Source organism: Streptomyces sp. NPDC057136 (assembly GCF_042670885.1).
Taxonomy (GTDB): domain Bacteria; phylum Actinomycetota; class Actinomycetes; order Streptomycetales; family Streptomycetaceae; genus Streptomyces.
The window spans coordinates 33,312-55,936 of record NZ_JBHUUV010000031.1; the positions used below are offsets into that span (position 1 = coordinate 33,312).

Annotated in this window: 23 protein-coding genes; 16 read left to right on the forward strand and 7 right to left on the reverse strand. The window is 70.9% G+C overall.

The genetic code is table 11. From position 1 onward, the window contains the following. Nucleotides 1–49: 49 nt before the first annotated feature. Genes pnuC through ACFT7S_RS29230 form a run of 4 tightly spaced genes read left to right on the forward strand, consistent with a single transcriptional unit; the run spans nucleotide 50 to nucleotide 3,526 of the window. Nucleotides 50–703, forward strand: a complete 654-nt coding sequence (gene pnuC / locus ACFT7S_RS29215) for a nicotinamide riboside transporter PnuC (protein WP_382736958.1) — start codon at nucleotides 50–52, stop codon at nucleotides 701–703. Further along, nucleotides 700–1,779 (forward strand): AAA family ATPase, encoded by a 1,080-nt coding sequence (locus tag ACFT7S_RS29220; RefSeq protein ID WP_382736960.1) that lies wholly within the window; start codon nucleotides 700–702, stop codon nucleotides 1,777–1,779. Before pnuC ends, ACFT7S_RS29220 begins: the two co-directional genes overlap by 4 nt. Beyond that, a complete protein-coding gene (locus ACFT7S_RS29225) occupies nucleotides 1,776–2,507 on the forward strand; it encodes an NUDIX domain-containing protein (protein ID WP_382736962.1) in 732 nt (243 codons plus the stop codon). The genes ACFT7S_RS29220 and ACFT7S_RS29225 overlap by 4 nt, the downstream gene beginning before the upstream one ends. Further along, on the forward strand, nucleotides 2,504–3,526 hold the full coding sequence (locus tag ACFT7S_RS29230; RefSeq protein ID WP_382736964.1) for an ADP-ribosylglycohydrolase family protein: 1,023 nt from the start codon (nucleotides 2,504–2,506) through the stop codon (nucleotides 3,524–3,526). Before ACFT7S_RS29225 ends, ACFT7S_RS29230 begins: the two co-directional genes overlap by 4 nt. 203 nt (nucleotides 3,527–3,729) lie before the next feature. On the opposite strand, the gene ACFT7S_RS29235 is transcribed toward ACFT7S_RS29230, so the two are convergent. Next, on the reverse strand, nucleotides 3,730–4,428 hold the full coding sequence (locus ACFT7S_RS29235) for a DNA polymerase beta superfamily protein (RefSeq protein WP_382736966.1): 699 nt from the start codon (nucleotides 4,426–4,428) through the stop codon (nucleotides 3,730–3,732). Between the two features lie 42 nt (nucleotides 4,429–4,470). Next, complete coding sequence (locus ACFT7S_RS29240) at nucleotides 4,471–4,896, reverse strand: Rieske (2Fe-2S) protein (protein WP_382736967.1); 426 nt, start codon at nucleotides 4,894–4,896, stop codon at nucleotides 4,471–4,473. A gap of 213 nt (nucleotides 4,897–5,109) precedes the next feature. On the opposite strand from ACFT7S_RS29240, the gene aroH reads away from it, so the two are divergent. From aroH to der, 5 genes are all read left to right on the forward strand, one after another. Continuing rightward, nucleotides 5,110–5,472, forward strand: coding sequence for a chorismate mutase (gene aroH / locus ACFT7S_RS29245; protein ID WP_382737064.1), 363 nt, complete (start codon nucleotides 5,110–5,112; stop codon nucleotides 5,470–5,472). After that, nucleotides 5,469–6,554 (forward strand): prephenate dehydrogenase, encoded by a 1,086-nt coding sequence (locus ACFT7S_RS29250; RefSeq protein ID WP_382736969.1) that lies wholly within the window; start codon nucleotides 5,469–5,471, stop codon nucleotides 6,552–6,554. The genes aroH and ACFT7S_RS29250 overlap by 4 nt, the downstream gene beginning before the upstream one ends. Nucleotides 6,555–6,655: 101 nt before the next feature. Beyond that, nucleotides 6,656–7,372: a (d)CMP kinase gene (gene cmk / locus ACFT7S_RS29255; protein ID WP_382736971.1), complete on the forward strand. Its 717-nt coding sequence runs from the start codon at nucleotides 6,656–6,658 to the stop codon at nucleotides 7,370–7,372. Then, a complete protein-coding gene (locus ACFT7S_RS29260) occupies nucleotides 7,369–8,070 on the forward strand; it encodes a lysophospholipid acyltransferase family protein (protein ID WP_382736973.1) in 702 nt (233 codons plus the stop codon). The genes cmk and ACFT7S_RS29260 overlap by 4 nt, the downstream gene beginning before the upstream one ends. A 68-nt stretch (nucleotides 8,071–8,138) precedes the next feature. After that, nucleotides 8,139–9,608, forward strand: coding sequence for a ribosome biogenesis GTPase Der (gene der / locus ACFT7S_RS29265; RefSeq protein ID WP_382736975.1), 1,470 nt, complete (start codon nucleotides 8,139–8,141; stop codon nucleotides 9,606–9,608). A gap of 72 nt (nucleotides 9,609–9,680) precedes the next feature. Here the strand turns inward: der and ACFT7S_RS29270 are convergent, their stop codons facing one another. Both ACFT7S_RS29270 and ACFT7S_RS29275 read right to left on the reverse strand, forming a co-directional pair. Beyond that, nucleotides 9,681–9,977, reverse strand: coding sequence for a hypothetical protein (locus tag ACFT7S_RS29270; RefSeq protein WP_382736977.1), 297 nt, complete (start codon nucleotides 9,975–9,977; stop codon nucleotides 9,681–9,683). A gap of 137 nt (nucleotides 9,978–10,114) precedes the next feature. Next, complete coding sequence (locus ACFT7S_RS29275) at nucleotides 10,115–10,897, reverse strand: hypothetical protein (RefSeq protein ID WP_382736979.1); 783 nt, start codon at nucleotides 10,895–10,897, stop codon at nucleotides 10,115–10,117. A gap of 266 nt (nucleotides 10,898–11,163) precedes the next feature. On the opposite strand from ACFT7S_RS29275, the gene ACFT7S_RS29280 reads away from it, so the two are divergent. The 4 genes from ACFT7S_RS29280 to ACFT7S_RS29295 all read left to right on the forward strand — a co-directional run bounded on the left by ACFT7S_RS29280 (nucleotide 11,164) and on the right by ACFT7S_RS29295 (nucleotide 14,825). Beyond that, on the forward strand, nucleotides 11,164–11,766 hold the full coding sequence (locus ACFT7S_RS29280; protein WP_382736981.1) for a transglycosylase family protein: 603 nt from the start codon (nucleotides 11,164–11,166) through the stop codon (nucleotides 11,764–11,766). Between the two features lie 105 nt (nucleotides 11,767–11,871). Further along, complete coding sequence (locus ACFT7S_RS29285) at nucleotides 11,872–13,155, forward strand: glycosyltransferase family 4 protein (RefSeq protein WP_382736982.1); 1,284 nt, start codon at nucleotides 11,872–11,874, stop codon at nucleotides 13,153–13,155. A gap of 101 nt (nucleotides 13,156–13,256) precedes the next feature. After that, complete coding sequence (locus ACFT7S_RS29290; RefSeq protein WP_382736984.1) at nucleotides 13,257–14,216, forward strand: helix-turn-helix transcriptional regulator; 960 nt, start codon at nucleotides 13,257–13,259, stop codon at nucleotides 14,214–14,216. Nucleotides 14,217–14,609: 393 nt separating this feature from the next. Beyond that, nucleotides 14,610–14,825 (forward strand): I78 family peptidase inhibitor, encoded by a 216-nt coding sequence (locus ACFT7S_RS29295; RefSeq protein ID WP_382736986.1) that lies wholly within the window; start codon nucleotides 14,610–14,612, stop codon nucleotides 14,823–14,825. A gap of 110 nt (nucleotides 14,826–14,935) precedes the next feature. Here the strand turns inward: ACFT7S_RS29295 and ACFT7S_RS29300 are convergent, their stop codons facing one another. Next, entirely contained in the window at nucleotides 14,936–15,928 is a 993-nt protein-coding gene (locus ACFT7S_RS29300) for a phosphatase PAP2 family protein (protein ID WP_382736988.1), read from the reverse strand. A gap of 535 nt (nucleotides 15,929–16,463) precedes the next feature. On the opposite strand from ACFT7S_RS29300, the gene ACFT7S_RS29305 reads away from it, so the two are divergent. Both ACFT7S_RS29305 and ACFT7S_RS29310 read left to right on the forward strand, forming a co-directional pair. After that, complete coding sequence (locus ACFT7S_RS29305; RefSeq protein WP_382736990.1) at nucleotides 16,464–18,149, forward strand: MFS transporter; 1,686 nt, start codon at nucleotides 16,464–16,466, stop codon at nucleotides 18,147–18,149. A gap of 74 nt (nucleotides 18,150–18,223) precedes the next feature. Next, entirely contained in the window at nucleotides 18,224–19,444 is a 1,221-nt protein-coding gene (locus ACFT7S_RS29310; protein ID WP_382736992.1) for an acyl-CoA dehydrogenase family protein, read from the forward strand. 43 nt (nucleotides 19,445–19,487) lie between these two features. Here the strand turns inward: ACFT7S_RS29310 and ACFT7S_RS29315 are convergent, their stop codons facing one another. Continuing rightward, nucleotides 19,488–19,928 carry a cell division protein SepF gene (locus tag ACFT7S_RS29315; RefSeq protein ID WP_382736994.1) on the reverse strand — a complete coding sequence of 147 codons (441 nt, stop codon included), beginning with the start codon at nucleotides 19,926–19,928 and terminating at the stop codon, nucleotides 19,488–19,490. A 308-nt stretch (nucleotides 19,929–20,236) separates the two neighbouring features. Between ACFT7S_RS29315 and ACFT7S_RS29320 the strand changes: the two genes are divergently transcribed. Then, nucleotides 20,237–21,520, forward strand: a complete 1,284-nt coding sequence (locus tag ACFT7S_RS29320; RefSeq protein ID WP_382736996.1) for a DUF5685 family protein — start codon at nucleotides 20,237–20,239, stop codon at nucleotides 21,518–21,520. A 15-nt stretch (nucleotides 21,521–21,535) separates the two neighbouring features. Here ACFT7S_RS29320 and ACFT7S_RS29325 read toward each other — a convergent pair whose 3' ends face one another. Continuing rightward, nucleotides 21,536–22,477 carry an ABC transporter substrate-binding protein gene (locus tag ACFT7S_RS29325; protein WP_382736998.1) on the reverse strand — a complete coding sequence of 314 codons (942 nt, stop codon included), beginning with the start codon at nucleotides 22,475–22,477 and terminating at the stop codon, nucleotides 21,536–21,538. Between the last annotated feature and the right edge of the window lie 148 nt (nucleotides 22,478–22,625).

The window sequence follows — 22,625 nt, forward strand, 5'->3', positions numbered from 1 at the left end:
CTGCCGCCGTCCGCCCTTTATAGTCAGAGTGACCATTAAGGAGGCGGGCGTGAGTCTCGCAGATCTTCTCGATCCCCTGCAGCAACCCCTGGTGACGGTCCTCGGCACGCCGGTCAGCTGGACCGAGGTCCTGGGCTTCGGCAGCGGAGCGCTCTGCGTCTGGCTCGTGGCCCGCCAGCACCTCGCCAACTGGCCGATCGGCATCGCCAACAACCTCTTCTTCATCCTGCTGTTCACCCAGGCCGGTCTGTACGCCGACGCCGGCCTCCAGATCGTCTTCATCGCCCTCGCCGCGTACGGCTGGTGGACCTGGACCCACGGGGGTGGACCAGGTGCGTCCGTCCTGCCGGTGCGCAGCACCACCCGCACCGAATGGACCTGGCTGCTCACGGCGGGGGCGGTGGGGACACTCGCCCTGACCCTTCTGCTCTCCCGTGCCACCGACTCGACGGTGCCGTTCTGGGACGCACTGACCACGTCGCTCTCGCTCATGGCGACGTACGGACAGTGCCGCAAGCGGGTCGAGTCCTGGTGGCTGTGGATCGCCGCCGACATCGTGTACATCCCGCTGTACGCGTACAAGGAGCTCTACCTCACCTCGCTCCTGTACGTGGGCTTCCTGACGCTCTGTCTGGTCGGCCTGCGCAACTGGAACCGCGAACTGACATCCAGTGAACCCCAGTTGACAGGGGTATCGGCATGAAGCGTTACGAACACGGCCTGGTGCTCGGCAAGTTCTATCCGCCCCACGCCGGCCACCACCACCTCGTCCGCACCGCCCAGGACCGCTGCGAACGGCTGACCGTCCTCGTCTGCGCCGCCTCCGTGGAGTCCGTCCCCCTCGCCGACCGAGTCGCCTGGATGCGGGAGGTGCACCCCGAAGTGACCGTGGTGGGCGCCGTCGACGACACCCGCATGGACCTCCACGACCCGGCGATCTGGGACGCCCACATGGCCGTGTTCACCGAAGCCGTCCCGGAGCGCGTCGACGCCGTCTTCACCTCGGAGTCGTACGGGGACGAACTGGCCCGCCGCTTCGGCGCCGAATCCGTCTGCGTCGACCCCGACCGCACTGTGTTCCCCGTCTCCGGCACGGCGGTGCGCAAGGACCCGGTCGGCTGCTGGGACTTCCTCGAACCGCCCGTACGGGCCGCGCTCACCCGCCGGGTCGTCGTCCTCGGCGCCGAATCCACCGGCACCACGACCATGGCCCGGGCCCTCGCCGAGCACTACCGCGGGCGCGGTGGCGTCTGGGCGCGGACAGGCTGCGTCGACGAGTACGGACGCGAGTTCAGCGAACAGAAACTGGCCGGCCTGCGCCGCCGTGACCCGGGCGCGCAATGGGAGGACGTGCTCTTCACCACGGACGACTTCCCGCGCATCGCCGCTGCCCAGAACGCGCGGGAGGAGGCAGCCGCTGCCAGGGGCTCCCCGGTCCTCTTCTGCGACACGGACTCCTTCGCCACCACCGTCTGGCACGAGCGGTACGTCGGCGGGCGCAACCCGCTCGTCGAGCACGCCGCCGACCTGGTCACCCACCACCTCTGGCTGCTCACCGACCACGAAGGGGTCGCCTTCGAGGACGACGGGCTGCGCGACGGCGAGGAGCTGCGGCCCTGGATGACGGACCGGTTCCGCGCCGAACTCACCCGTACGGGCCGCGAGTTCGTCGAACTGACCGGCCCCCACCCCGAACGCATCAAGACGGCTGTCGCTGCCGTGGACGCCCTGCTCGCCAGAGGCTGGGACTTCGCCGCGCCCCTCCCGGAGCAACGATGAACACTGCCCCCGAGGGGTACGACCCACACGCCTTCGTCCCCTTCGCGGTCACCGTCGACCTCGCCGTCTTCACGGTCCGCGAGGCCCGGCTCCACGTCCTGCTCGTGGAACGGGGCGGGGAGCCGTACAAGGGCCAATGGGCGCTGCCCGGCGGCTTCATCCTGCCCAGGGAGTCCGCGGAGGAGGCCGCCCGCCGCGAACTCGCCGAGGAGACCGGCCTCACCCAGCCCGCCGTCGGCGGGCTCCATCTGGAACAGCTCCGCACCTACACCGAACCGGACCGCGACCCCCGGATGCGGGTCGTCTCCGTCGCGTACGCCGCGCTCCTGCCCGACCTGCCCGAACCGCGCGGCGGCGGGGACGCGGCCCGCGCCCAGTGGTGGGAGGCCAGGGACCTCGGCGACCTCGCCTTCGACCACGAGCGCATCCTCGCCGACGCGTACGACCGGATCGGCGCCAAACTCGAGTACACCTGCCTGGCCACCGCGTTCTGCACCGCCGAATTCACGCTCGGCGAGCTCCAGCAGGTCTACGAAACGGTCTGGGGCGTCGAGCTCGACCGCCCCAACTTCCGGCGCAAGGTCCTGGCCACACCCGGCTTCGTCGAAGCCGTCGAAGGATCGCCGCGCCGCACCGGCGGACGGGGGAAACCGGCCGCCCTGTACCGGGCGGGTGCCGCTGCCGCCCTGCACCCTCCACTCCTGCGCCCGGAAGGACGAACCGAATGATCGTGACGAGGACGATGACCAAACAGGCTGCCACGGGGGCCCTGACCGGGCTCGCGCTCGGGGACGCGCTGGGCTTCCCGACCGAGTTCAACGACGTGCCGTCCATCCTCGCGAAGTGCGGGCCGTGGCGGCAGATGGCCCTTGCGACGCCGGCGTTCGTCAGCGACGACACCCAGATGACGCTGGCCCTCGGCCGGGGCATCCGCACCGCCATGGACAGCGGGCTGCTGACGCCCCTGCGGCTGGTCGGGCCGGTGCGCGAGGAGTTCGTCTCCTGGTACCACCACCCGGACAACAACCGGGCCCCCGGCAACACCTGCCTTCAGGCCTGCCGCCTGCTCGACAGCGACCGGGCCTGGCAGGAGGCCAGCCAGACCCGCTCCAAGGGCTGCGGGGCGAACATGCGGGTCGCGCCGGTCGGACTCGTACCGGGGCTCAGTGAGGAACAGCGCGCCGGCGCCGCGCAGCTCCAGGCCGCGCTGACGCACGGCCACCCCACGGCGCTGGCCGCCTCCGACCTGATGGCCCGCGCGGTGTTCCTGCTGGCCCAGGGGGCGGAACCGCTGGGCCTCGTCGGGCAGTTGCGCAGCTACGCGTACGAGAACAGTGGCCGCTACCTCACGCGCTGGCTCGGTGACCTGTGGCGGTACGCGGGCGATGCCTCGCCCGAGGCGTATATCCGGCGCGGCTGGGACGAGTGCCTGACCGCGCTGGCGAAGGTGCAGGACGCGCTGCGGGACCCGTCTCCCGAGACCGACCCGTGCGAGGTGACCGGCGACGGGTGGATCGCGGAGGAGGCCCTGGCCACGGCCCTGCACTGCTTCCTCCTCTTCCCCGAGGAACCGCTGACCGCCCTGCGCCGGGCGGCCTGCACCCGAGGGGACTCCGACTCGCTGGCCTGCCTGACGGGGGCGCTGTCGGGAGCGCATCTGGGGGCGGGGGTGTGGCCGAAGGAGTGGTCGGAGCGGATCGAGTACCGGAGCGACTTGCTGTCGTTGGGGGCGCTCTGGGATGCGTGATCATTAGCCGGGTTTTTGGTGCCCGGGTCCTTCGTGAGGGTTCCGTCCTCAAGCGCAGGACGGGCTGTGTTGTGGTGCCCCGGTCCTTGGTTGCCCGTCCGGGGTTGGCCGGTGGTTCGGTGCGGGCCGTGCCACCGGGGTGCAGACAGCCGCGATACGTGGGTGGGGCCGTGCAGGAGGGGCCCCACCCAACCACCCACCGGTCAGGCGGACGTGGACGCCGACGCCCGGCGGGTGCGGATCAGGAAATCCTCCACCCGGGCGCGGTCCGGGGTGGCCGGCAGAGGCGTGGTCGACGCCGCCGCCTCGTTCTCCTCGGACAGGCGGGTCATCCGGTGTTCCACCTCGGCCCACGGGACCTCGCCCCGTCTGACCGCGAGCAGGTCCTCGCGGGCGTCGCCGGCCTCGATCGTCAGCCGGCCCGTGCGCAGCAGATCGCGGCTGCTCATCAGCAGGCGCAACAGATGCATGGCGTGCTTCCAGCGCGGCGCCCCGTGCAGCCGTAGGTCCGCGTCCAGTTTTCGGCGCTGGCCCAGCGCGTAGCCGGCGAAACTCTGGTGCGCGAGCCGGGACAGGAACGCCCCGCGCAGGTAGAGGAGCTCCCGGCCGGTGGCGTCGACCCGCTCGACGAGCGGCGAGTGCAGGCACTCCAGCACATTGGGATTGGCCCGCAGGGCAAGCGTGCAGAAGCGTTCCAGTTCCCAGGAGAACTGCTCCTCCGACGGGCCTTCGATATGGGTCGGCGGCTTGTCGAAGCGCCAGAACAGCGGGGTGGGGGCCAGAAAGACACCCCGCCGGTCCGTATCGCTGCCGGCCGTCGCGAGCCCGAAGGCGCGGGAGCCCATCACACACGAATAGATCGTGTGATCGCGGACGAGAACCTCGGCTTCGGGGGTGATCATGCCGCGAGGGTACGCGCGACGGGGGTGGCCGGCGCCAGTGGTTTACGCGAGCCGGATGCTCCCTCCGGAGACGGTGATCTGCTCGGCGGGCAGCGGACGCGGCGCGGGTCCGGCTTCGACGGCGGCGTTCACGATGCTGTACTTGCTGCCGTGGCACGCGCAATTGATCGTGCCGTCGTCGACCGTCGAGACCGTGCACCCGGCATGCGTACAGATCGCGGAGAAGGCCTTGAACTCGCCGGCCTTCGGCTGGGTCACCACCACCTTCTGCTCCTTGAAGATCGTGCCGCCGCCGACCGGGATGCCGGAGGTCTTCGCGAGTTCCTCGCCGCCCGGGGCCTGCGTCCCGGACGCGGAGGCGCTGGGCGGCGGGGTACTGCTGTCCCCGCCGCCGTCCCCGGACGACCCGCAGCCCGTCGCCAGTGCGGCCGCGCCCGCGGTCAGGACTGTCCTTCGCCGTGCGTTCATGGTTCTCCTCGTGTGGGGGACTCCCTGTGGCGACGATCGTGGCGCGGTGGACCGGAATGGCGAAGCAACCCGGCGGGTGTGTTCTCCGCGCGATTCGGGCCACCTCGTTGTCTCACGGACAGAGCGGCGTGACCACGGGCCCCGCCGCCCCTCTACGCTGAAATGCAGAGGCGCACGTCGAGCGTGCCCGGTGAAAGAAGCGAGGAGTACGACGTGGCGGTACGAGCGGTCCGCGGAGCCGTCCAGCTGGAGCGGGACGAGGCCGGGCACATGGACGAGCAGGTCGGTGCCCTGCTCACCGCCATCCTGGAGCGCAACAGCCTCGTCGCCGACGACCTGATCAGCGTCTGGTTCACGGCCACCCCGGATCTGCACAGCGACTTCCCGGCAGCCGCCGCCCGCGGCCTCGGCATCGTCGACGTACCGCTGATCTGCGCGCAGGAGCTCGACATCAAGGGGGCCATGCCCCGCGTGGTCCGTATCCTCGCCCATGTCGAGACCGGTCTCTCCAAAGCCGGAATCAGCCATGTCTACCTCGGCGCGACCGGCGCCCTCCGCAAGGACATCGCCCAGTGAGAACAGCCGTCGTCATCGGGACCGGCCTCGTCGGCACGTCCGCGGCCCTCGCCCTCGCCGGGCGCGGCGTCCATGTCCACCTGGTCGACCGGGACCCGTCGTCGGTCCGCACCGCGGCGTCGCTCGGCGCCGGTACGGACGAGGCCCCCGAGGGCCGCGTGGACCTGGCGATCATCGCCGTGCCGCCGGCGCACACCGCTTCCGTGCTGGCCACCGCCATGCGCGACGGCGTGGCCCGGGGGTACCTCGACGTGGCGAGCGTCAAGGGCGGCCCGCGCCGCGAGCTGGAAGCGCTCGGGGTCGATCTCACGCCCTACATAGGGACGCACCCCATGGCGGGCAAGGAGCGCTCGGGCCCGCTCGCGGCCACCGGCGACCTGTTCGAGGGCCGCCCCTGGGTCCTCACCCCCACCCGGGACACCGACACCGAGGTGCTCAACCTGGCCCTGGAACTGGTCGCGCTCTGCCGCGCCGTCCCGGTCGTCATGGACGCGGACGCCCACGACCGCGCCGTCGCCCTGGTCTCCCACACCCCGCAGCTGATCTCGTCGATGGTCGCCGCCCGTCTGGAGGAGGCCGACGAGACGGCCGTACGCCTCTGTGGGCAGGGGATCAGGGACGTCACCCGGATCGCGGCATCCGATCCCCGGATGTGGGTGGAGATCCTTTCCGCCAACCCGGGTCCGGTCGCCGATGTGCTGGCCGGGGTCGCCGACGACCTGGACGAGACGGTCCGGGCGTTGCGCGGCCTCCAGTCGGGCGACGAGGACAAGCGCCGGGCGGGCACCGAAGGCATCGAGGACGTCCTGCGCCGGGGCAACGCGGGCCGGGTCCGGGTGCCGGGCAAGCACGGGGCGGCCCCCGCCGCGTACGAGATCGTGGCCGTGCTCATCAGCGACCGGCCGGGCGAGCTCGCCCGGATCTTCGCGGACGCCGGGCTGGCCGGGGTCAATATCGAGGACGTCCGCATCGAGCACGCCACCGGCCAGCAGGCGGGCCTGGTGCAGCTGATGGTCGCACCGAGCTCGGCGCCGGCGCTCGCCGCGACGCTGAAGGACAGGGGCTGGTCGATCCGGCAGTGAGCGGCCCGGACCGCACGGGGTACAAGGGCCCGCCCGGCACTCGGTAACCTTGGGGGAGGCCGCCTGAAGGCCCGACTCCGCCCACCCCGTGTACCAGGAAGGTGTCCACCACCGTGGAAACCGCAGCAGCCGCCGCCCCGACCGCCCCGGCCGCGGTGATCGTCGCCATCGACGGGCCCTCCGGCACCGGCAAGTCGAGCACGTCCAAGGCCGTCGCCGCCGAGCTCGGGCTCAGCTACCTGGACACCGGCGCCCAGTACCGGGCGATCACCTGGTGGATGCTGAACAACGGCATCGACGTGCAGGACGCGGCGGAGGTCGCGACGGCCGCCGCCAAGCCGGTCATCGTCTCCGGCACCGACCCGGCCGCGCCCACGATCACCGTCGACGGCGAGGACGCCGCGGGCCCGATCCGTACCCAGGAGGTCACCTCCAAGGTCAGCGCCGTCAGCGCGGTCCCCGAGGTGCGCAGCCGGATCACCGAGCTGCAGCGGACCATCGCCGCGGAAGCGGAGCGGGGCATCGTGGTCGAGGGCCGTGACATCGGCACCACCGTCCTGCCGGACGCCGACCTCAAGATTTTCCTGACCGCTTCCCCGGAGGCACGCGCCGCCCGCCGCAGCGGTGAGGTGAAGGGCTCGGATCTCGCCTCCACCAAGGAGGCGCTGATCAAGCGCGACGCGGCCGACTCCGGTCGTAAGACCTCGCCGCTGGCCAAGGCGGACGACGCGTGCGAGGTGGACACCACCGAGCTGACCCTTCAGCAGGTCATCGAGTGCGTCGTCACCCTCGTCGAGGAGAAGCGGGCCGCGAAGTGACCGACGCCACGGGGGCGCCCACGCTGCGCGGAGCGGCCGTCGGGCGAGGGATCGGCATCGGGCTGATGTACGGGCTGTTCAAGCCCCGTGTACTCGGCGCGTGGCGGGTCCCCGCCGCCGGACCCGTCATACTCGCGGTGAACCATGCGCACAACATCGACGGACCGATGCTGATGGGCACCGCGCCCCGGCCCGTCCACTTCTTGATCAAGAAGGAGGCGTTCGTCGGCCCGCTCGACCCGTTCCTGCGCGGAATCGGTCAGCTGAAAGTGGACCGTACGACCGTCGACCGCACCGCCATCACCCACGCCGTCGGCGTACTGGAGAACGGCGGGGTTCTCGGGATCTTCCCCGAGGGCACGAGGGGCGAGGGCGACTTCGCTTCCCTGCGTGCCGGGCTCGCGTACTTCGCGGTACGCGGTGGGGCGCCGATCGTCCCGGTGGCCGTTCTGGGAAGCACGGAGCGCCGGGGACGGTTGATATCTGCGTTGCCTCCGCTGCGCAGCCGGGTCGATGTCGTCTTCGGCGATGCCTTCCAGGCCCAAGAAGGGGTGCGAAGCCCGGTCAAGGGTGGTGGTGGGCGACGGGTGGGCGGAAGCGGGCGCCGGACCCGTGCGGCGCTGGACGAGGCGACCGTACGAATCCAGGGCCGGCTGACCGCCCACCTGGAAAACGCCAGGCGCCTCACCGGGCGCTAGGTAAGACTTGAGTAGTGGGTCGCGCTGACAGTGGCCCATCGATGATGATGCAAAGAGGAACGGACTTCATGAACGACCAGATTCACTCCGACGGCTCGGACCACGAGCACGGAGCACTTGGCGATGCCGAGTACGCGGAGTTCATGGAGCTCGCCGCGCAGGAAGGGTTCGACCCAGAGGAGGTCGAGGGCGCGATCGGTGAGGCCGGTCACGGACCGCTTCCCGTCCTCGCCGTCGTCGGCCGCCCGAATGTCGGCAAGTCGACCCTGGTGAACCGCATCCTCGGCCGTCGCGAGGCCGTCGTGCAGGACAAGCCGGGTGTCACCCGTGACCGCGTCAGTTACGAGGCCGAATGGGCCGGGCGCCGCTTCAAGCTCGTCGACACCGGCGGCTGGGAGCAGGACGTGCTGGGGCTCGACGCCTCGGTCGCGGCCCAGGCCGAGTACGCGATCTCGACGGCCGACGCCGTCGTGTTCGTCGTCGACGCGACCGTCGGTGCGACCGACACCGACGAGGCCGTCGTCAGGTTGCTGCGCAAGGCGAAGAAGCCCGTCGTCCTGTGCGCCAACAAGGTCGACGGACAGAGCGGCGAGGCCGACGCCACCGCGCTCTGGTCGCTCGGCCTCGGCCAGCCCCACCCGGTCTCCTCGCTGCACGGCCGCGGCACCGGCGACATGCTCGACGCCGTGCTGGAGGCGCTCCCCGAGGCCCCCGCGCAGACCTTCGGCACCGCCCTCGGCGGCCCGCGCCGCATCGCGCTGATCGGCCGCCCGAACGTCGGCAAGTCCTCGCTCCTGAACAAGGTCGCCAACGAGGACCGTGTCGTGGTCAACGCCATGGCCGGCACCACCCGTGACCCGGTCGACGAGCTGATCGAGCTCGGCGGCATCACCTGGAAGTTCATCGACACGGCCGGCATCCGCCGCAAGGTCCACCTCCAGGAGGGTGCGGACTACTACGCCTCGCTGCGTACCGCGGCCGCCGTGGAAAAGGCCGAGGTCGCCGTCATCCTGATCGACGCGAGCGAGTCCATCAGCGTCCAGGACCAGCGCATCGTCACCATGGCCGTGGAGGCGGGCCGCGCGATCGTGCTCGCCTTCAACAAGTGGGACACCCTCGACGAGGAGCGCCGCTACTACCTGGAGCGGGACATCGAGACGGAGCTCGCGCAGGTCGCCTGGGCGCCCCGCGTCAATGTCTCGGCCGTCACCGGCCGGCACATGGAGCGTCTGGTCCCGGCGATCGAGACCGCGATCGCCGGCTGGGAGACCCGCATTCCCACCGGCCGGCTGAACGCCTTCCTCGGTGAGATCGTCGCCTCGCACCCGCACCCGGTCCGGGGCGGCAAGCAGCCCCGCATCCTCTTCGGCACGCAGGCGGGCGTCAAGCCGCCGCGGTTCGTGCTCTTCGCCTCCGGCTTCCTGGAGCACGGCTACCGCCGCTTCGTCGAGCGCCGCCTGCGCGAGGAATTCGGCTTCGAAGGCACCCCGATCCACATCTCGGTCCGCGTCCGTGAGAAGCGCGGCCGCAAGAAGTGACCTCGTAGGGTTCGCACGAAAAGGCCCCGGACCGCTCGCGGAAAGCGAGTGATCCGGGGCTTCGTCGTACCGTCAGTGCTCCCGCGATCCCGGCGGCAGAGCGGCGGGCTGGGCGCGTCCCGCGTGCCGGCCGACCCGCTGCCAGGAACCGAGGTTCCCGGGGTGCGTGGTCTGCCCGCCGGTGGCCTGCTGGCCGCTCAGCGGGGGCCGGCTGCCGAACAGCCCGGCGCCGAAGCCCGGGTAGGAGAAATTCTCCTCGTCGCTCCGGTCGCCCGGCAGGGCACGGAACGATCGCCGGTACTCGGAGTACAGCGCGTCGTAGATCGGAGTCGGCGACTTCCCGCCCGATGGGTCCTGCGACGGACGCATGGCAGGAATCTGACTCTGGTGCTGGCGGGACGGGTCGTATGAGTGCACGTATGTGCCAACGACCTCACCGCCGGTCGGATGCGGGCCCGACGGAGAAATCCCTGTTCGGCGGGGGTACGAAGGACGTACCGGCACGGTCAGGTACCGGCCAGCGGCATCGTGGCGGCCACCAGGAGACCGTTGACGGCGGCCTTCTCCAGGGCGTCGCGGAGCAGATCCTCTCGCGGCTGCTGGCCGATCGAACCGGCCGGGGCCGCGAAGACCAGGACACTCCGCGCCTTGTTGGCCGCGGTGCGCCAGCCCTCGGTGACCTGGAGCGGCCGGTGGGCCTGCCACCAGGCGACGGGGGTGCCGCCGCCGGAGCCCGGCTGCAGCACGGCGTGCAGCTGCCCCATGGCGAGGAGCACCGACCAGCCGGGAAGTACGGCCGGCAGCCTGCTCACGTCGGGGGTGGGCTGGAATCCCTGCTCCAGCAGCAACTGGAGGAACTCGTCGCCCCCGCTGCCGTCGGTGCCGGGCCGGGCGATGGGGCCGGTCGGTTCGACCACCAGGGCCGGCCGGAGATCGTCCTCGATCAGGACGAGACCGCTGGTGATGCCGAGGACAGCCTGTTCGGGCATGAGACCCTCCGGGTTCTCCGGCTCGCTGCCGGTGATGGACCGCACCGCCCCCTGGAGCTGGTCCTCCGCCACCTGGACGACCTGCGAGGGGATGCAGGTCGCGTGGGCGAACGCGAGCACGGCGGTCTCCTCGCCGACGAACAGCACCGTGCTGGTGCGTTCCTGCTCGGAGTCGCCGGGGGTCCGGCAGGAGGTGCAGTCGTAATTGCCTGGGGCGCTGTCGCCGACGAGCAGCCGGTCGGCTTCGGCATCGCCGATCTCGGCGCGTACGTCCTCGCTGACGTCGAGCATGCGCGGCACGGGTGGCTCCTCGAACTCGGTGCGTTGGCCGGGCTGTTCCCGGCTCATGAAAGGACAACGGAAGACCCACCGCCTGGGTCACGCGCGAAGGGGCACCGAAGTGCGGAACTCCGCGCGCGGCGGGGTCGGCCTATCCGGAATTCGGGTAGTGACCCCCGGCCGGAGCGCACGGCCGCCGGGGGGACGCACGGGGCCGACCGGGTGCGGCTCGCCGGTGCGCCGCGTGGCCCGGTTCCCGCGCGGTCCCGGCCGCTTACCGTGACCCGATGCCGCAACCGCGCTCCAGGCCCGCAGCTCCACCCCCGTCCGTGCCGGTGGCGGCGGTTCTCCTCTCTCTTACGCTGCTGTTCGCGCCGTCGGCCGCGCTGGCCGCTCCACCGCCCCCGGTGCCTTCCCCGGGGGCGCCGGCGAGCGGCCCGCCGGGCGGATTCCGGCCCGGTGGATACGCCTGCGACGCGAGCGAGGGCCCGTGGGACTGTGTCGCCGCCTGCGAGAGCGGTGGCGACTGGCACGCCAATACGGGCAACGGCTACTACGGCGGGCTCCAGTTCCGGCAGTCGACCTGGGAGGAGCACGGTGGCCTGGATCACGCTCCGCGCGCCGACCTGGCCACCCGTGAGGAACAGATCCAGGTCGCCGAGGAGGTGCTGGGGACCCAGGGCTGGGGTGCCTGGCCGCACTGCGGCGCTCCGTACCGCAGCCTCGGCCGGGTGCATACGGTCAGGGCGGGCGAGACGCTCAGTTCCATCGCCGCCGACTACGGGATCGAGGGCGGCTGGCGGGCGTTGTACAGCGCCAACTCGAAGAAGATCGGCAAAGATCCGGACCGACTGATTCCGGGAACAGTGCTGGTCATCGGCTTGCTGTGACCGGTCCGTGACCCGCAGTGGAACTTCTGTGTGAATTCTGTGGGCTGACCGGACGACAAGTACAGTTCCCAGCAGACCAGTCGACCAGGGGGATACGGCGACGCAATGCACATTTCATTTCTGCTCCACAATGCGTACGGCATCGGGGGAACGATCCGTACGACGTTCAATCTGGCCGGCCAGTTGGCCGAGCACCACGACATCGAGATCGTCTCGGTCTTCCGGCACCGTGACGCACCCGCGCTGGGGGCTCCCGCGGGCGTACGGCTGAGGCATCTCGTCGACCTGCGCAAGAAGAGTCCGTCCTACGACGGCGATGCGCCCGAACACGCCAGGCCCGCCACGGTGTTCCCGCGCGGGGACAGCAGGCACAAGCAGTACAGCAGGCTCACCGACGCCCGGATCGCGGACCATCTGCAGTCGCTGGAGGCCGACGTCGTCGTCGGCACCCGGCCCGGTCTCAACGTCCACATCAGCCGGCAGGCGAGGCGCGGACCGGTGCGCGTCGCGCAGGAGCACCTGACGCTCGGCAGCCACCCGTACCGGCTGCGCCGCGAGCTCGGCCACCGCTACGGGCTGCTCGACGCCGTCACGACCGTGACGGAGGCCGATGCCGAGGACTACCGGACTCGCCTGCGGCTGCCGGGAGTCCGGATCGAGGCCATCGCGAACAGTGTCCCGGCGCCGGCCGGCCGGCCCGCGGACTGCGACGAGAAATGGGTCGTCGCGGCGGGCCGGCTGCACCGGGTCAAACGGTACGACCTGCTGATCGGGGCCTTCGCGGAGGTGGCGGCCGTCCGGCCGGACTGGCGGCTGCGGATCTACGGCAGCGGTGACGCGACCGGCAACGAGCAGGAGGCACTGCGCCGGCTCATAGGCGAACTCGGCCTTCAGGAACAGGTGTTCCTGATGGGTGCGGTGCACCCGATGGAGGCCGAGTGGCCCAAGGGGTCCATCGCGGCGGTGAGTTCGGACCGCGAGTCCTTCGGTATGACCATCGTCGAGGCGATGCGCTGCGGGCTGCCGGTCGTGGCCACCGACTGCCCCTACGGCCCGGCCGAGATCATCGACGACGGCACCGACGGGCGGCTGGTGCCGATAGGCGACAAGGCCGCGCTCTCCGCCGCCCTGCTCGGCCTGATGGAGGACGAGGAGTTGCGCCGCCGCATGGGCCGCGCCGCGCTGGCCTCCTCCGCGCGGTTCGACCCGGCGCCCATCGCGGAACGCCACCTGAGCCTCTTCACCGAGCTGGCCGCACGGGGTGCGCGGGGGCGCTCGCAGAGCGCGCTGCGCACCGTACTGCACCGGTCCCGCGGCACCGTGCTGGACGGGGCGTACGCGCTGCGCTACAAGGCGGCCGATGTGATCCGCAAGGGGAAAGCCGCTTGAGGCCCGGCGCCGTCTGACGGCCGCCCGGCCGCCCTGTCGCGCGGGGAGCACGTCGGCGGTTGCGGACACTCGTTGTCCGCAACCGCTGGCAGACTCTCCCCATGTTGGAGACCTCGGCACGACTGCTGCGCCTGCTCTCGCTGTTGCAGGCCCACCGGGACTGGTCGGGCGCCGACCTGGCGGACCGCCTCGGCGTGACCCCCCGTACCGTCCGCCGCGACGTCGACAAGCTGCGCGAACTCGGCTATCCGGTCCAAGCGAGTCCGGGCACGGGCGGTGGCTATCAGCTCGGCGCCGGTGCCGAGCTGCCGCCACTGCTCCTGGACGACGAGGAGGCGGTGGCGGTCGCCGTGGGGCTGCGCACGGCGGCGGGACATGGCGTCGAGGGCATCGGCGAGACCTCCGTCCGGGCGCTCGCCAAGCTCGAACAGGTGCTGCCGAACCGGCTGCGGCGCCGGGTGAGCGCGCTCGGCGCCTTCACGGTGCCCATGCTGCGCGGCCCGGAGACGTCCACGGTCGACCCCGGCGTACTCACCGAGCTCGCCGCGGCCTGCCGGGACAGTGAGCGGCTGCGGTTCGCCTACCGCGACCACAGTGGCTCGTCATCGCGCAGGACGGTCGAGCCGCACCGGTTGGTGTGCACGGAACGCCGCTGGTATCTGGTCGGCTGGGACGTGGACCGCGCCGACTGGCGTACGTTCCGCGCGGACCGGATCACGCTCACCCCGCCGCACGGCCCCCGCTTCGAGCCGCGCGCCGCCCCCGCGGAGGACCTGGCGGCGTACGTCTCCAAGGGCGTCTCCTCCGCGGTGTACGCGGTGCGGGCGGTCATCCGGCTGAAGGTCCCGCTCGAACGGGCGGCCGAGCGGATCTCGCCGTCCGCAGGGGTGCTGGAGGCGGTCGACGAGCACAGTTCTCTGTTGCGTACGGGGGCGGCGAGCCTGGATGTGCTCGTGATTCACGTGATGCTCATGGGCTTCGACTTCGAGGTGGTGGAACCCCAGGAGCTCACGGACGCGATCAGGACGGCCAGGGACCGTCTCTCCCGGGCACTGGGCTGAACGGCCCGGTTCGGGGTTGTCCGGAGCAGCGGATTCCGGACAGCGGGACGGGATCGGGCAGCTGGAATGCGAAATTATAAGTCCTACATAAGGAAGCATGAATTTCAGGTGGCGCGGACGTTTCCGTAGTCCCTCGTGTGCGGAGAAATAGCAGGTCACCCGGAGATTTGACCCGTGGTAATTCTCTGCCGCGCTCGCCGCGCGGATCATTCTCAGTTGTCCGCGCATAACCCCTGAGTAGTTCTGAACGGCCCGTTCGAGTGAAGCTGTTCGATGTAAACGGGCGTGGGGATTCTGTGACACAAGCGTGACCGGTACGGCATGTGGGGATGCAGTGCGGAGCCCCGGTTTCCCGCCTTCCGTCACGGTCCTGGGCCGCCTACGGTGGTGGGTATGGCACCTACACCGACCCCTCCCGCACAGCCGGACGACAGCCCGCAGTCGTACGTCGGCCTCGATGCCGCAGCCGCCGAGAGGCAGGCGAGGGCCCGCGGCTGGAAGACCGTCAGGGCGCTGCCGCCGGGCGCGATCATCACCATGGAGTTCATGAGGGGGCGGATCAACTTCGAAGTCGACGGGTCCGCCGTGACCCGCTGCTGGGTGGGCTGAACGGGCGGCCCGGAAGCCGCACCCGAACGAGCGAAGGCCCCGACCGGAGTCGGGGCCTTCGCGTGCGGAGGAGAGGCTGTGCGTACCGTCCCCGCAGTTCAGGGGGTGGTTCAGCTGCCACCCATGGGCCGGGCCGGCGTGGTGTTGGCCCGAGGGGTGCGGTCCGCGTGCGGCGGGCGGCGGGGGCCGGCCGGCGTGACCGGGGTCCGCTCGGAGCGCACGGGGTGCGCGCGCGGCCTGGCGCTCGCCGCCGGGTGACCGGCCGTACCGAGGGACGGACTCGGCTCCCCGGCGTCCCCGGCGCCGAGCGACTGGGGGAGCAGTACGGGCTGCGGCCCGCCGACGGCGACCGGTACGAGCGGAGCGAGGCGCCTGCGTGCGCGCCACTTCTCGCGCGCCGCGAAGATCCATGCCTCGGCACGGGTGATCACCGGCTCGAACCACGGCAGGCCCAGCATGATCAGCAGGCCCGCCGCCCAGCCCAGCAGGACATCGCTGAGCCAGTGCGTCCCGATGTAGACGGTGGTGAGCCCAACGCCCAGCGAGACCGTCGCCGACACGGCGGACAGGTAGCGCCTGGCCCGCGGCGTGGTGGCCAGATAGGCGAGGATTCCCCAGGTCACGACGGCATTGGCGGTGTGTCCCGAAGGAAATATATCGCCGCCCGCGAACATCTCGGCCGAGCCGATCTGTGTCGCGTAGTGCGGTCCGAGCCGCCCGAGGCCGATCTTTACGGCGCCGACCGTCACGTTGAGCAGCAGCAGGGAGGCGCCGAGGGTGAGCAGCGGACGCAGGGTGTGCTGGCGCCAGGACCGCCAGCCCAGCCAGCAGGCGACCATCACGGCCGTCGGGCCTCGCTGCCCCAGTACGACGTAGTAGTCGAGGAAGGCGTGGAGTTCGGGCCACTGCTGGTACGGCCGGAACAGCATGACCTTCCAGTCGAGGGCCACCAGCCAGGACGAGACCAGCACGGCGATGACGATGGCGAGATAGAACGCCAAAGTCCCGCCGAAGAGAGCGATGCGGTGGCGACTCATCCGCGGGATCTCTATCTTCGGCGGTTCCGGCTCCCGGTCCAGACGGGCAAAGATGTCGGTACGCACCCAATCGACGTTACAGCGAGTGAGTGTGAGAGCAGGCCGTTCCGGCCGCTTTGTGATGACGATGTGATGTGGACTTTGTCTCAGCAAGGCCTCAATTCCGAACGGCACGGAGAATCCCGATGACCTTTCGTCCAATTGGTTCCACGGCCGCCTCGTAAGTGTGTTTGGGTGCCGGGGAAATAGTGCCGCACGGATCTTGTATGAAATTCTCAGGCCCATTCGTGGCGCGTGTCCGGGAGGTGACCGAAGGGTGTCCCGGAGGTGCTGCCCATGTGTCCGCAGTCCGCTGTCTGCACCGCTCCCACGCCCCTGCACGGCTCCCGGCACGGTCCCGGGAAGGGGCCCGGTGCGGCGGGTCGGCGTGGCGTACGCCACACTCCGTGGCGCACCGGGGTATGAGGTGGACCACGTCTGACCACGCCGGACTCGCGTACGCTGACGGATCACTCGCCCATCGATGCCGGGCCTGAGGGATGCCGCACGCGGGGTCCCCGTTGGTCTGCCGAGCGTGAGGGACTCACTGGGAGGTACGTACATGTCTGGGACGACCACGGCCGGAAACCGGCTGCGTGAAGCAGGCACCGGCGCCAACCGCTGGGTCGTGCTGGTCGTCCTCTGTCTCAGTCTCCTTCTCGTCGCCCTCGACGCGACGGTGCTCCATGTCGCGGTACCCGCGGTCACCGAGGATCTGCGTCCCAGCGCCGTGGGTCTGCTCTGGATCGTGGACGCCTACCCGTTGGTCTGCGCCTCGCTGCTGATTCTCTTCGGCACGCTCGGTGACCGGATCGGCCGACGCCGGGTCCTGCTGTTCGGCTACGGGCTCTTCGGCGTCGCCTCGGCGCTCGCCGCGATGGCGGACACCCCCGCCGTACTCATAGCGGCCCGTGCCCTGCTCGGCGTCGGCGGCGCGATGATCATGCCGGCGACGCTGTCGATCCTCCGCCAGGTCTTCCCCGACCGTCGCGAGCGGGCCCTCGCCATCGGGGTGTGGACGGCCGTCGCCGCGGTCGGTGCCGCCACCGGGCCGGTGATCGGCGGTTTCCTGGTCGAGCACTTCTGGTGGGGCTCGGTCTTCCTGATCAACATCCCGCTGATGGCGGTCATGCTGCCGCTCGGCCGCCGGCTGCTTCCGGAATCCCGCGGCGCCGACGACGGCCCGTGGGACGTGCTCGGCGCGCTGCTGGCCGCGGCCGGTGTGCTCGGCGTCGTCCTGGGGGTGAAGCGGCTGGGCGGCGACGAGGGCGTACTGAGCGTCGCCACCCTCGCCCCGCTGGTGATCGGTGTCGCGCTGCTCGTCCTCTTCGTACGCCGGCAGAAGCGCCGTACGCATCCCTTGATCGACATAGCGATGTTCTCCCGCCCCGCGTTCACCACCGCGGTGGGCTGCATCGTCCTCGCCATGCTCGCCCTGGTCGGCCTGGAACTGATCGCCGTCCAGTACCTCCAGCTGGTCCTGGATCTCAGCCCGCTGGAGACCGGTCTGCGGCTGCTGCCTCTGACCTTCGCCGCGATGGCGGCGGGCGCCACCGGCTCGTACACCCTGCGCCGCGTCGGCCCCCGCCGGATGGTCGGCTGGGGTTTCGTGCTGACTGCGGTCGCGGTGCTGCTGCTGACCCTGATGGGGCAGCACGACCGGCCCGTCCTCCTGACCGTCGGTTTCGTGCTGCTCGGCTTCGGGCTGCAGTCCACGCTCTTCGGCGCGTACGAATCGATGCTGAGCGAGGTCCCCGCCGAGCGGGCGGGCGGTGCGGCGGCGATCGGTGAGACGTCCTACCAGCTGGGCGCGGGGATGGGGATCGCGCTGCTCGGCAGCGTCATGAACGCCGCCTACGCTCCGGGTCTGTCCGGGCTGCACAGCCGGGGCGTGCCCGCCGAGGCCGGAACGGCGGCCTCGAACTCGCTGGGCGAGGCGTATCAGGTGGCGGGGCAGCTCGGCGGCCCGATGGGCGCCCTGCTGCGGACCACCGCCCGGCACGCCTTCATGAACGGCCTCCACCTCACGCTGCTGGTCAGTGCCGGTCTCCTGCTGCTCGGGGCGCTGGCCGCGCTGCGGCTGCCGAAGGTCATGGACTGCACGCCGGCGGAGTCCTGCCGACCCCGTGAACAGCACGTCGCCGAGCCCCGGGCAGTGAGCGTCGAGGAGCGTCCCAAGCCGAAGCTTTCGCTGCCGTCGCGGCGTGAACCCGCCGAGGTGACCGGCTCTGGACGAGCGGCACACTGAGCCGTAATGTCGGCACGGACGTCATAACTACCACTGCTAGTTTTCGTTCCGTGCGAGCCGCCGGAGGCACCCTCATGTCCACCACGCCGCCCTCGAAGCCGTCGAAGCTTCCGCCGTTCGACCCCGCCGACCCGATCGGCATCGACGATCTGCTCGGCCCCGAGGACCTCGCGATCCGTGACACCGTCCGGGCCTGGGCCGCCGACCGCGTACTGCCGCACATCGCCGAGTGGTACGAGAACGGTGAGCTGCCCGGTATCCGCGAGCTCGCCAGGGAGCTGGGCTCGCTCGGCGCCCTCGGCATGTCCATGGAGGGATACGGCTGCGCGGGCGCCACCGCCGTCCAGTACGGGCTGGCCTGCCTGGAACTGGAGGCGGCCGACTCCGGAATCCGCTCCCTGGTCTCCGTGCAGGGTTCCCTCGCCATGTACGCGATCCACCGCTTCGGCTCCGAGGAACAGAAGCAGCAGTGGCTGCCCGGCATGGCGGCGGGCGAGATCATCGGCTGCTTCGGGCTCACCGAGCCGGACCACGGCTCCGACCCGGCCGGGATGCGCACGTACGCCAAGCGCGACGGCGAGGACTGGGTCCTCGACGGCCGCAAGATGTGGATCACCAACGGCTCGGTCGCCGGGGTAGCCGTCGTCTGGGCGCAGACCGACGAGGGAACGGCCGGCACCGGAATCCGCGGATTCGTCGTGCCGACCGACACCCCGGGCTTCTCCGCACCCGAGATCAAGCACAAGTGGTCGCTGCGGGCCTCCGTCACCAGCGAGCTGGTCCTCGACGGCGTACGGCTGCCCGCGGACGCGGTCCTGCCCGGGGTCACCGGTCTGCGGGGCCCGCTCAGCTGCCTCAGCCATGCCCGGTACGGGATCGTCTGGGGGGCGATGGGCGCGGCGCGCGCCAGCTTCGAGGCCGCGGTCGACTACGCGAAGACCCGGGAGCAGTTCGGCAAGCCGATCGGCGGCTTCCAGCTCACCCAGGCCAAGCTCGCGGACATGGCCGTCGAGCTGTACAAGGGCATCCTGCTCGCCCACCATCTGGGCCGGCGGATGGACGCGGGCACGCTCCGCCCGGAGCAGGTCAGTTTCGGAAAGCTCAACAATGTGCGCGAGGCCATCGAGATCTGCCGCACCTCGCGCACGATCCTCGGCGCCAACGGGATCTCGCTCGAATACCCGGTGATGCGCCACGCGACGAATCTGGAGTCGGTGCTCACCTACGAGGGAACCGTGGAGATGCACCAGCTGGTGCTGGGCAAGGCGCTCACCGGTCTGGATGCCTTCCGGTAAAGCAGCCGGGGCTCCGGCCGGACCATTCCGGCGAGCGCCCTGCTCAGCTCTGGTTGAAGAAGCCGTCGGCCGGCCGGCCGGCGGCTTCGCCGTTGACTACCTGGGTGTCGGCAGGGGTCAGCAGGAAGACCCGGGTCGCCACGCGCTCGATCGCGCCGCGCAGTCCGAAGGTCAGCCCCGCGGCGAAGTCCACGACGCGCTTGGCGTCGGTGGGGTCCATGGCCGTCAGGTTGACGATCACCGGGACGCCGTCCCGGTAGAGCTCACCGATGCCCCGTGCGTCCCGGAAGCTGTCCGGGGTGATGGTCGCGATCCGGCGGCCCTTCTCCTCGGCCGTCTCGGAGGCCACCTGCACACGCGGGTCGGTCACCCACGCCTGGCCCGTACCGGTCTCTGCACCCTCGGAGTACTCGTCGTCGTAGTACCGCTCGTCGTTGTCCTCTACGAGGCCCAGCCAGGCACTCGCCTTGCGCACCGATCCCATGGACGCCTCCTCTCACCGCGGTTCCTTGGCGTTCCGCATCTCTTTCGTATCCCTATGGTCGTCCATGATGCGGATGCCGCGCCAAGTAGATAGTCGACGCGCAGGGGATTCGTGACGGTACTGGTGCAGAAGATGTGGCGGTTCGTCAAGATTCCTCCTGCATAAGGCAGCTGGCAGTAGGAAAATATGAGCTCCGGGCCGTACGGGTGACATGGAGGCGTACGGGTGAACGGATCACTCGATAAGATGCACGCCGCGCAGGTGCACGAGCCCGGCGCAGTCCATGAACGACTACCGGGGGGACCGTCGTGTTCGGAATCGTCAGGCCCTGCACGCACCGCCTGTCGGAGCGGCTGAAGACGGAGTGGATGGCTCATCTCTGCGGACTCTGCCTCGCGCTGCGCTCGGACCACGGGCAGTTCGCCCGGATTGTCACGAACTATGACGGCCTGATCGTCTCGGTCCTGACGGAGGCTCAGACGAAACGCGAGTCCGGGCAGCGCCGCACCGCAGGGCCCTGTCCGCTGCGCTCCATGCGCACCGCGCCGGTCGCCCGCGGCGAGGGGGCACGGCTCGCCGCCGCCGTCTCGCTCGTCCTGGCCTCGGCGAAGGTACGCGACCACGTGGCCGACCGGGACGGCCTGTTGGCGCGGCGCCCGGTCGCGGCGGCGGCGCGCCGGGTCGCCGCGGGCTGGGACCGGGCCGGGGCGCGCACGGGAGCCGAGCTCGGCTTCGATACGGCGGTGCTGGTCGACGCGGTGGACCGGCAGACCGGGATCGAGTCGCTCGCCGGCCTTGGAACCCCGCTGCTGACGGTCACCGAGCCCACCGAGACGGCGACCGCCGCGGCCTTCGCGTACACCGCCGTACTCGCGGGCAAGCCGCAGAACGCGGCGCCGCTCGCCGAGGCCGGCCGGCTCTTCGGGCGGCTCGCGCATCTGCTGGATGCCGTGGAGGACAGAGAAGCTGACGCCGCGTCGGGTGCCTGGAACCCGCTCACCGCGACCGGCACCTCGCTCGCCGAGGCGCGGCGCCTGTGCGACGACGCGCTGCACGGCGTACGGCTGGCGATGGGCGACGCGGAGTTCACCGACAGCAAGCTGGCGCACGTCCTGCTCGTACACGAACTGCGGCGCTCGGTGGACCGGGCGTTCGGCTCGGCCGCCTGCTCGCACCAGCAGACCCAGGCTCAGGGCGGCGAGCACCTCGGTGACGCCTTCCCAGGGGCCGTGCTGCTGGACGGCGGGCAGCGGACGGATCGTCAGCAGCCGGACGGACGACCGGCCGGAGCGTTCGGGCCGCCGCCGGGCTCCCCGTACACCCCGACGCCCGGCGGGCCGTACGGTCCGCCCTCCCCGCCGCCGCCCCGGCCGCCGCGCGACCGGCGCGGGCTCATCGCAGGCTGTCTGGTGTGGACGGGCCTCGCCTGCACCGGCCAGATGTGCTGCGGGACGTACCAGGGCCCGTGGAGCCGCGAGGAGCGCGGAGGCCTCTGCAGCCAGTGCGACTGCGGCTCCTGCTGCGACGTGTGCAACTGCTGCAGCAGTTGCGGTGGTGACGGCGAGGGCGGCTGCTGCGACTGCGACTGCTGAGCCGGCCGGTGGCGGTCACCTGAGCTCGGGCGGCGAGATCTGCGAGGTCTCGATCGCCGAATCGGTGGTGCCCCACTTCTTCAGGATGCGGTCGTAGGTGCCGTCCGCCTTGATGCTGTTGACGGCGGCCTGGAACGCGGGCGCCAGCGGGGTGCCCTTCTTGAAGGCGAAGCCGACGTCGAGCCGCTTGAACTCGTTGAGGAAACGCAGTCCCTCCTGCTGCGTCACCGCGTAGCGCAGCCCGTTGATCGTGGACATCACGACATCGCTGCGGCCCTGCTGGAGCGAGATCCAGAGGGCGGCCTGGTCGGCGTACGTCCGCACGTCGTACGGCTTCTTGCCCGCGTCGGCGCACCGGTGTTTGTTCTCCTCCAGGGTGACCTCGAAGGTGGTGCCGGCTCCGGTGGCCACGGTCAGGCCGCAGAGCCGGGTGAGGTCGGTGACCTTCTTCAGCGGGCTGTCCTCGCGGACCGCGAAGCCCTGGCCGTCATTGATGTACGTCACGAAGTCGATGGTCCTGCGACGCTCGTCGGTGACCCCGAAGTTCCCTGTGCCCACGTCGTACTTTCCGCTGCCGAGCGCGGGCAGGATCGCGTCGAAGGACGCGACCTCGCGCTTCAGCTTCACTCCGAGCGCCTTGGCCACGGCGTCCGCGAAGTCGATGTCGGCGCCGGCCGGTGTCCTGCCGTCCTCCAGGTAGAAGGCCCCCGGCGGAGTGCCGACACTGGAGGCGAGACTGAGGGCGCCGGAGGCACGGACGTCCGGGGGCAGCAGCTTGGCCGCGGCCTCGTTCTTCCGTACGGCCGAGACCACATCGGTCGTCGGGATCTTCCCCTGGGCCGCGGCGGCGGGCCGTGCGCCACCGGCCGGTGCCGGGTCCGCCGATCCGCATGCGGTGAGCGTGAGCGCGGTGACGGTGATCAGGACGAAGACAGCGGTGTGCCGGGTTCGGAGCATGGCGGTGCGACTCCAGGTTCGTCGAGGAAGCCGGCCGTGTTCCGGTGCGTGGGCAGCGCGGAGCACGGGGCGGGAGATCAGCTGTGCGAGGGGAGGGTGACGCGACGTCGTGTACGTGAAGGCACGCGGGGAGAAAGGCTCAGGAGCG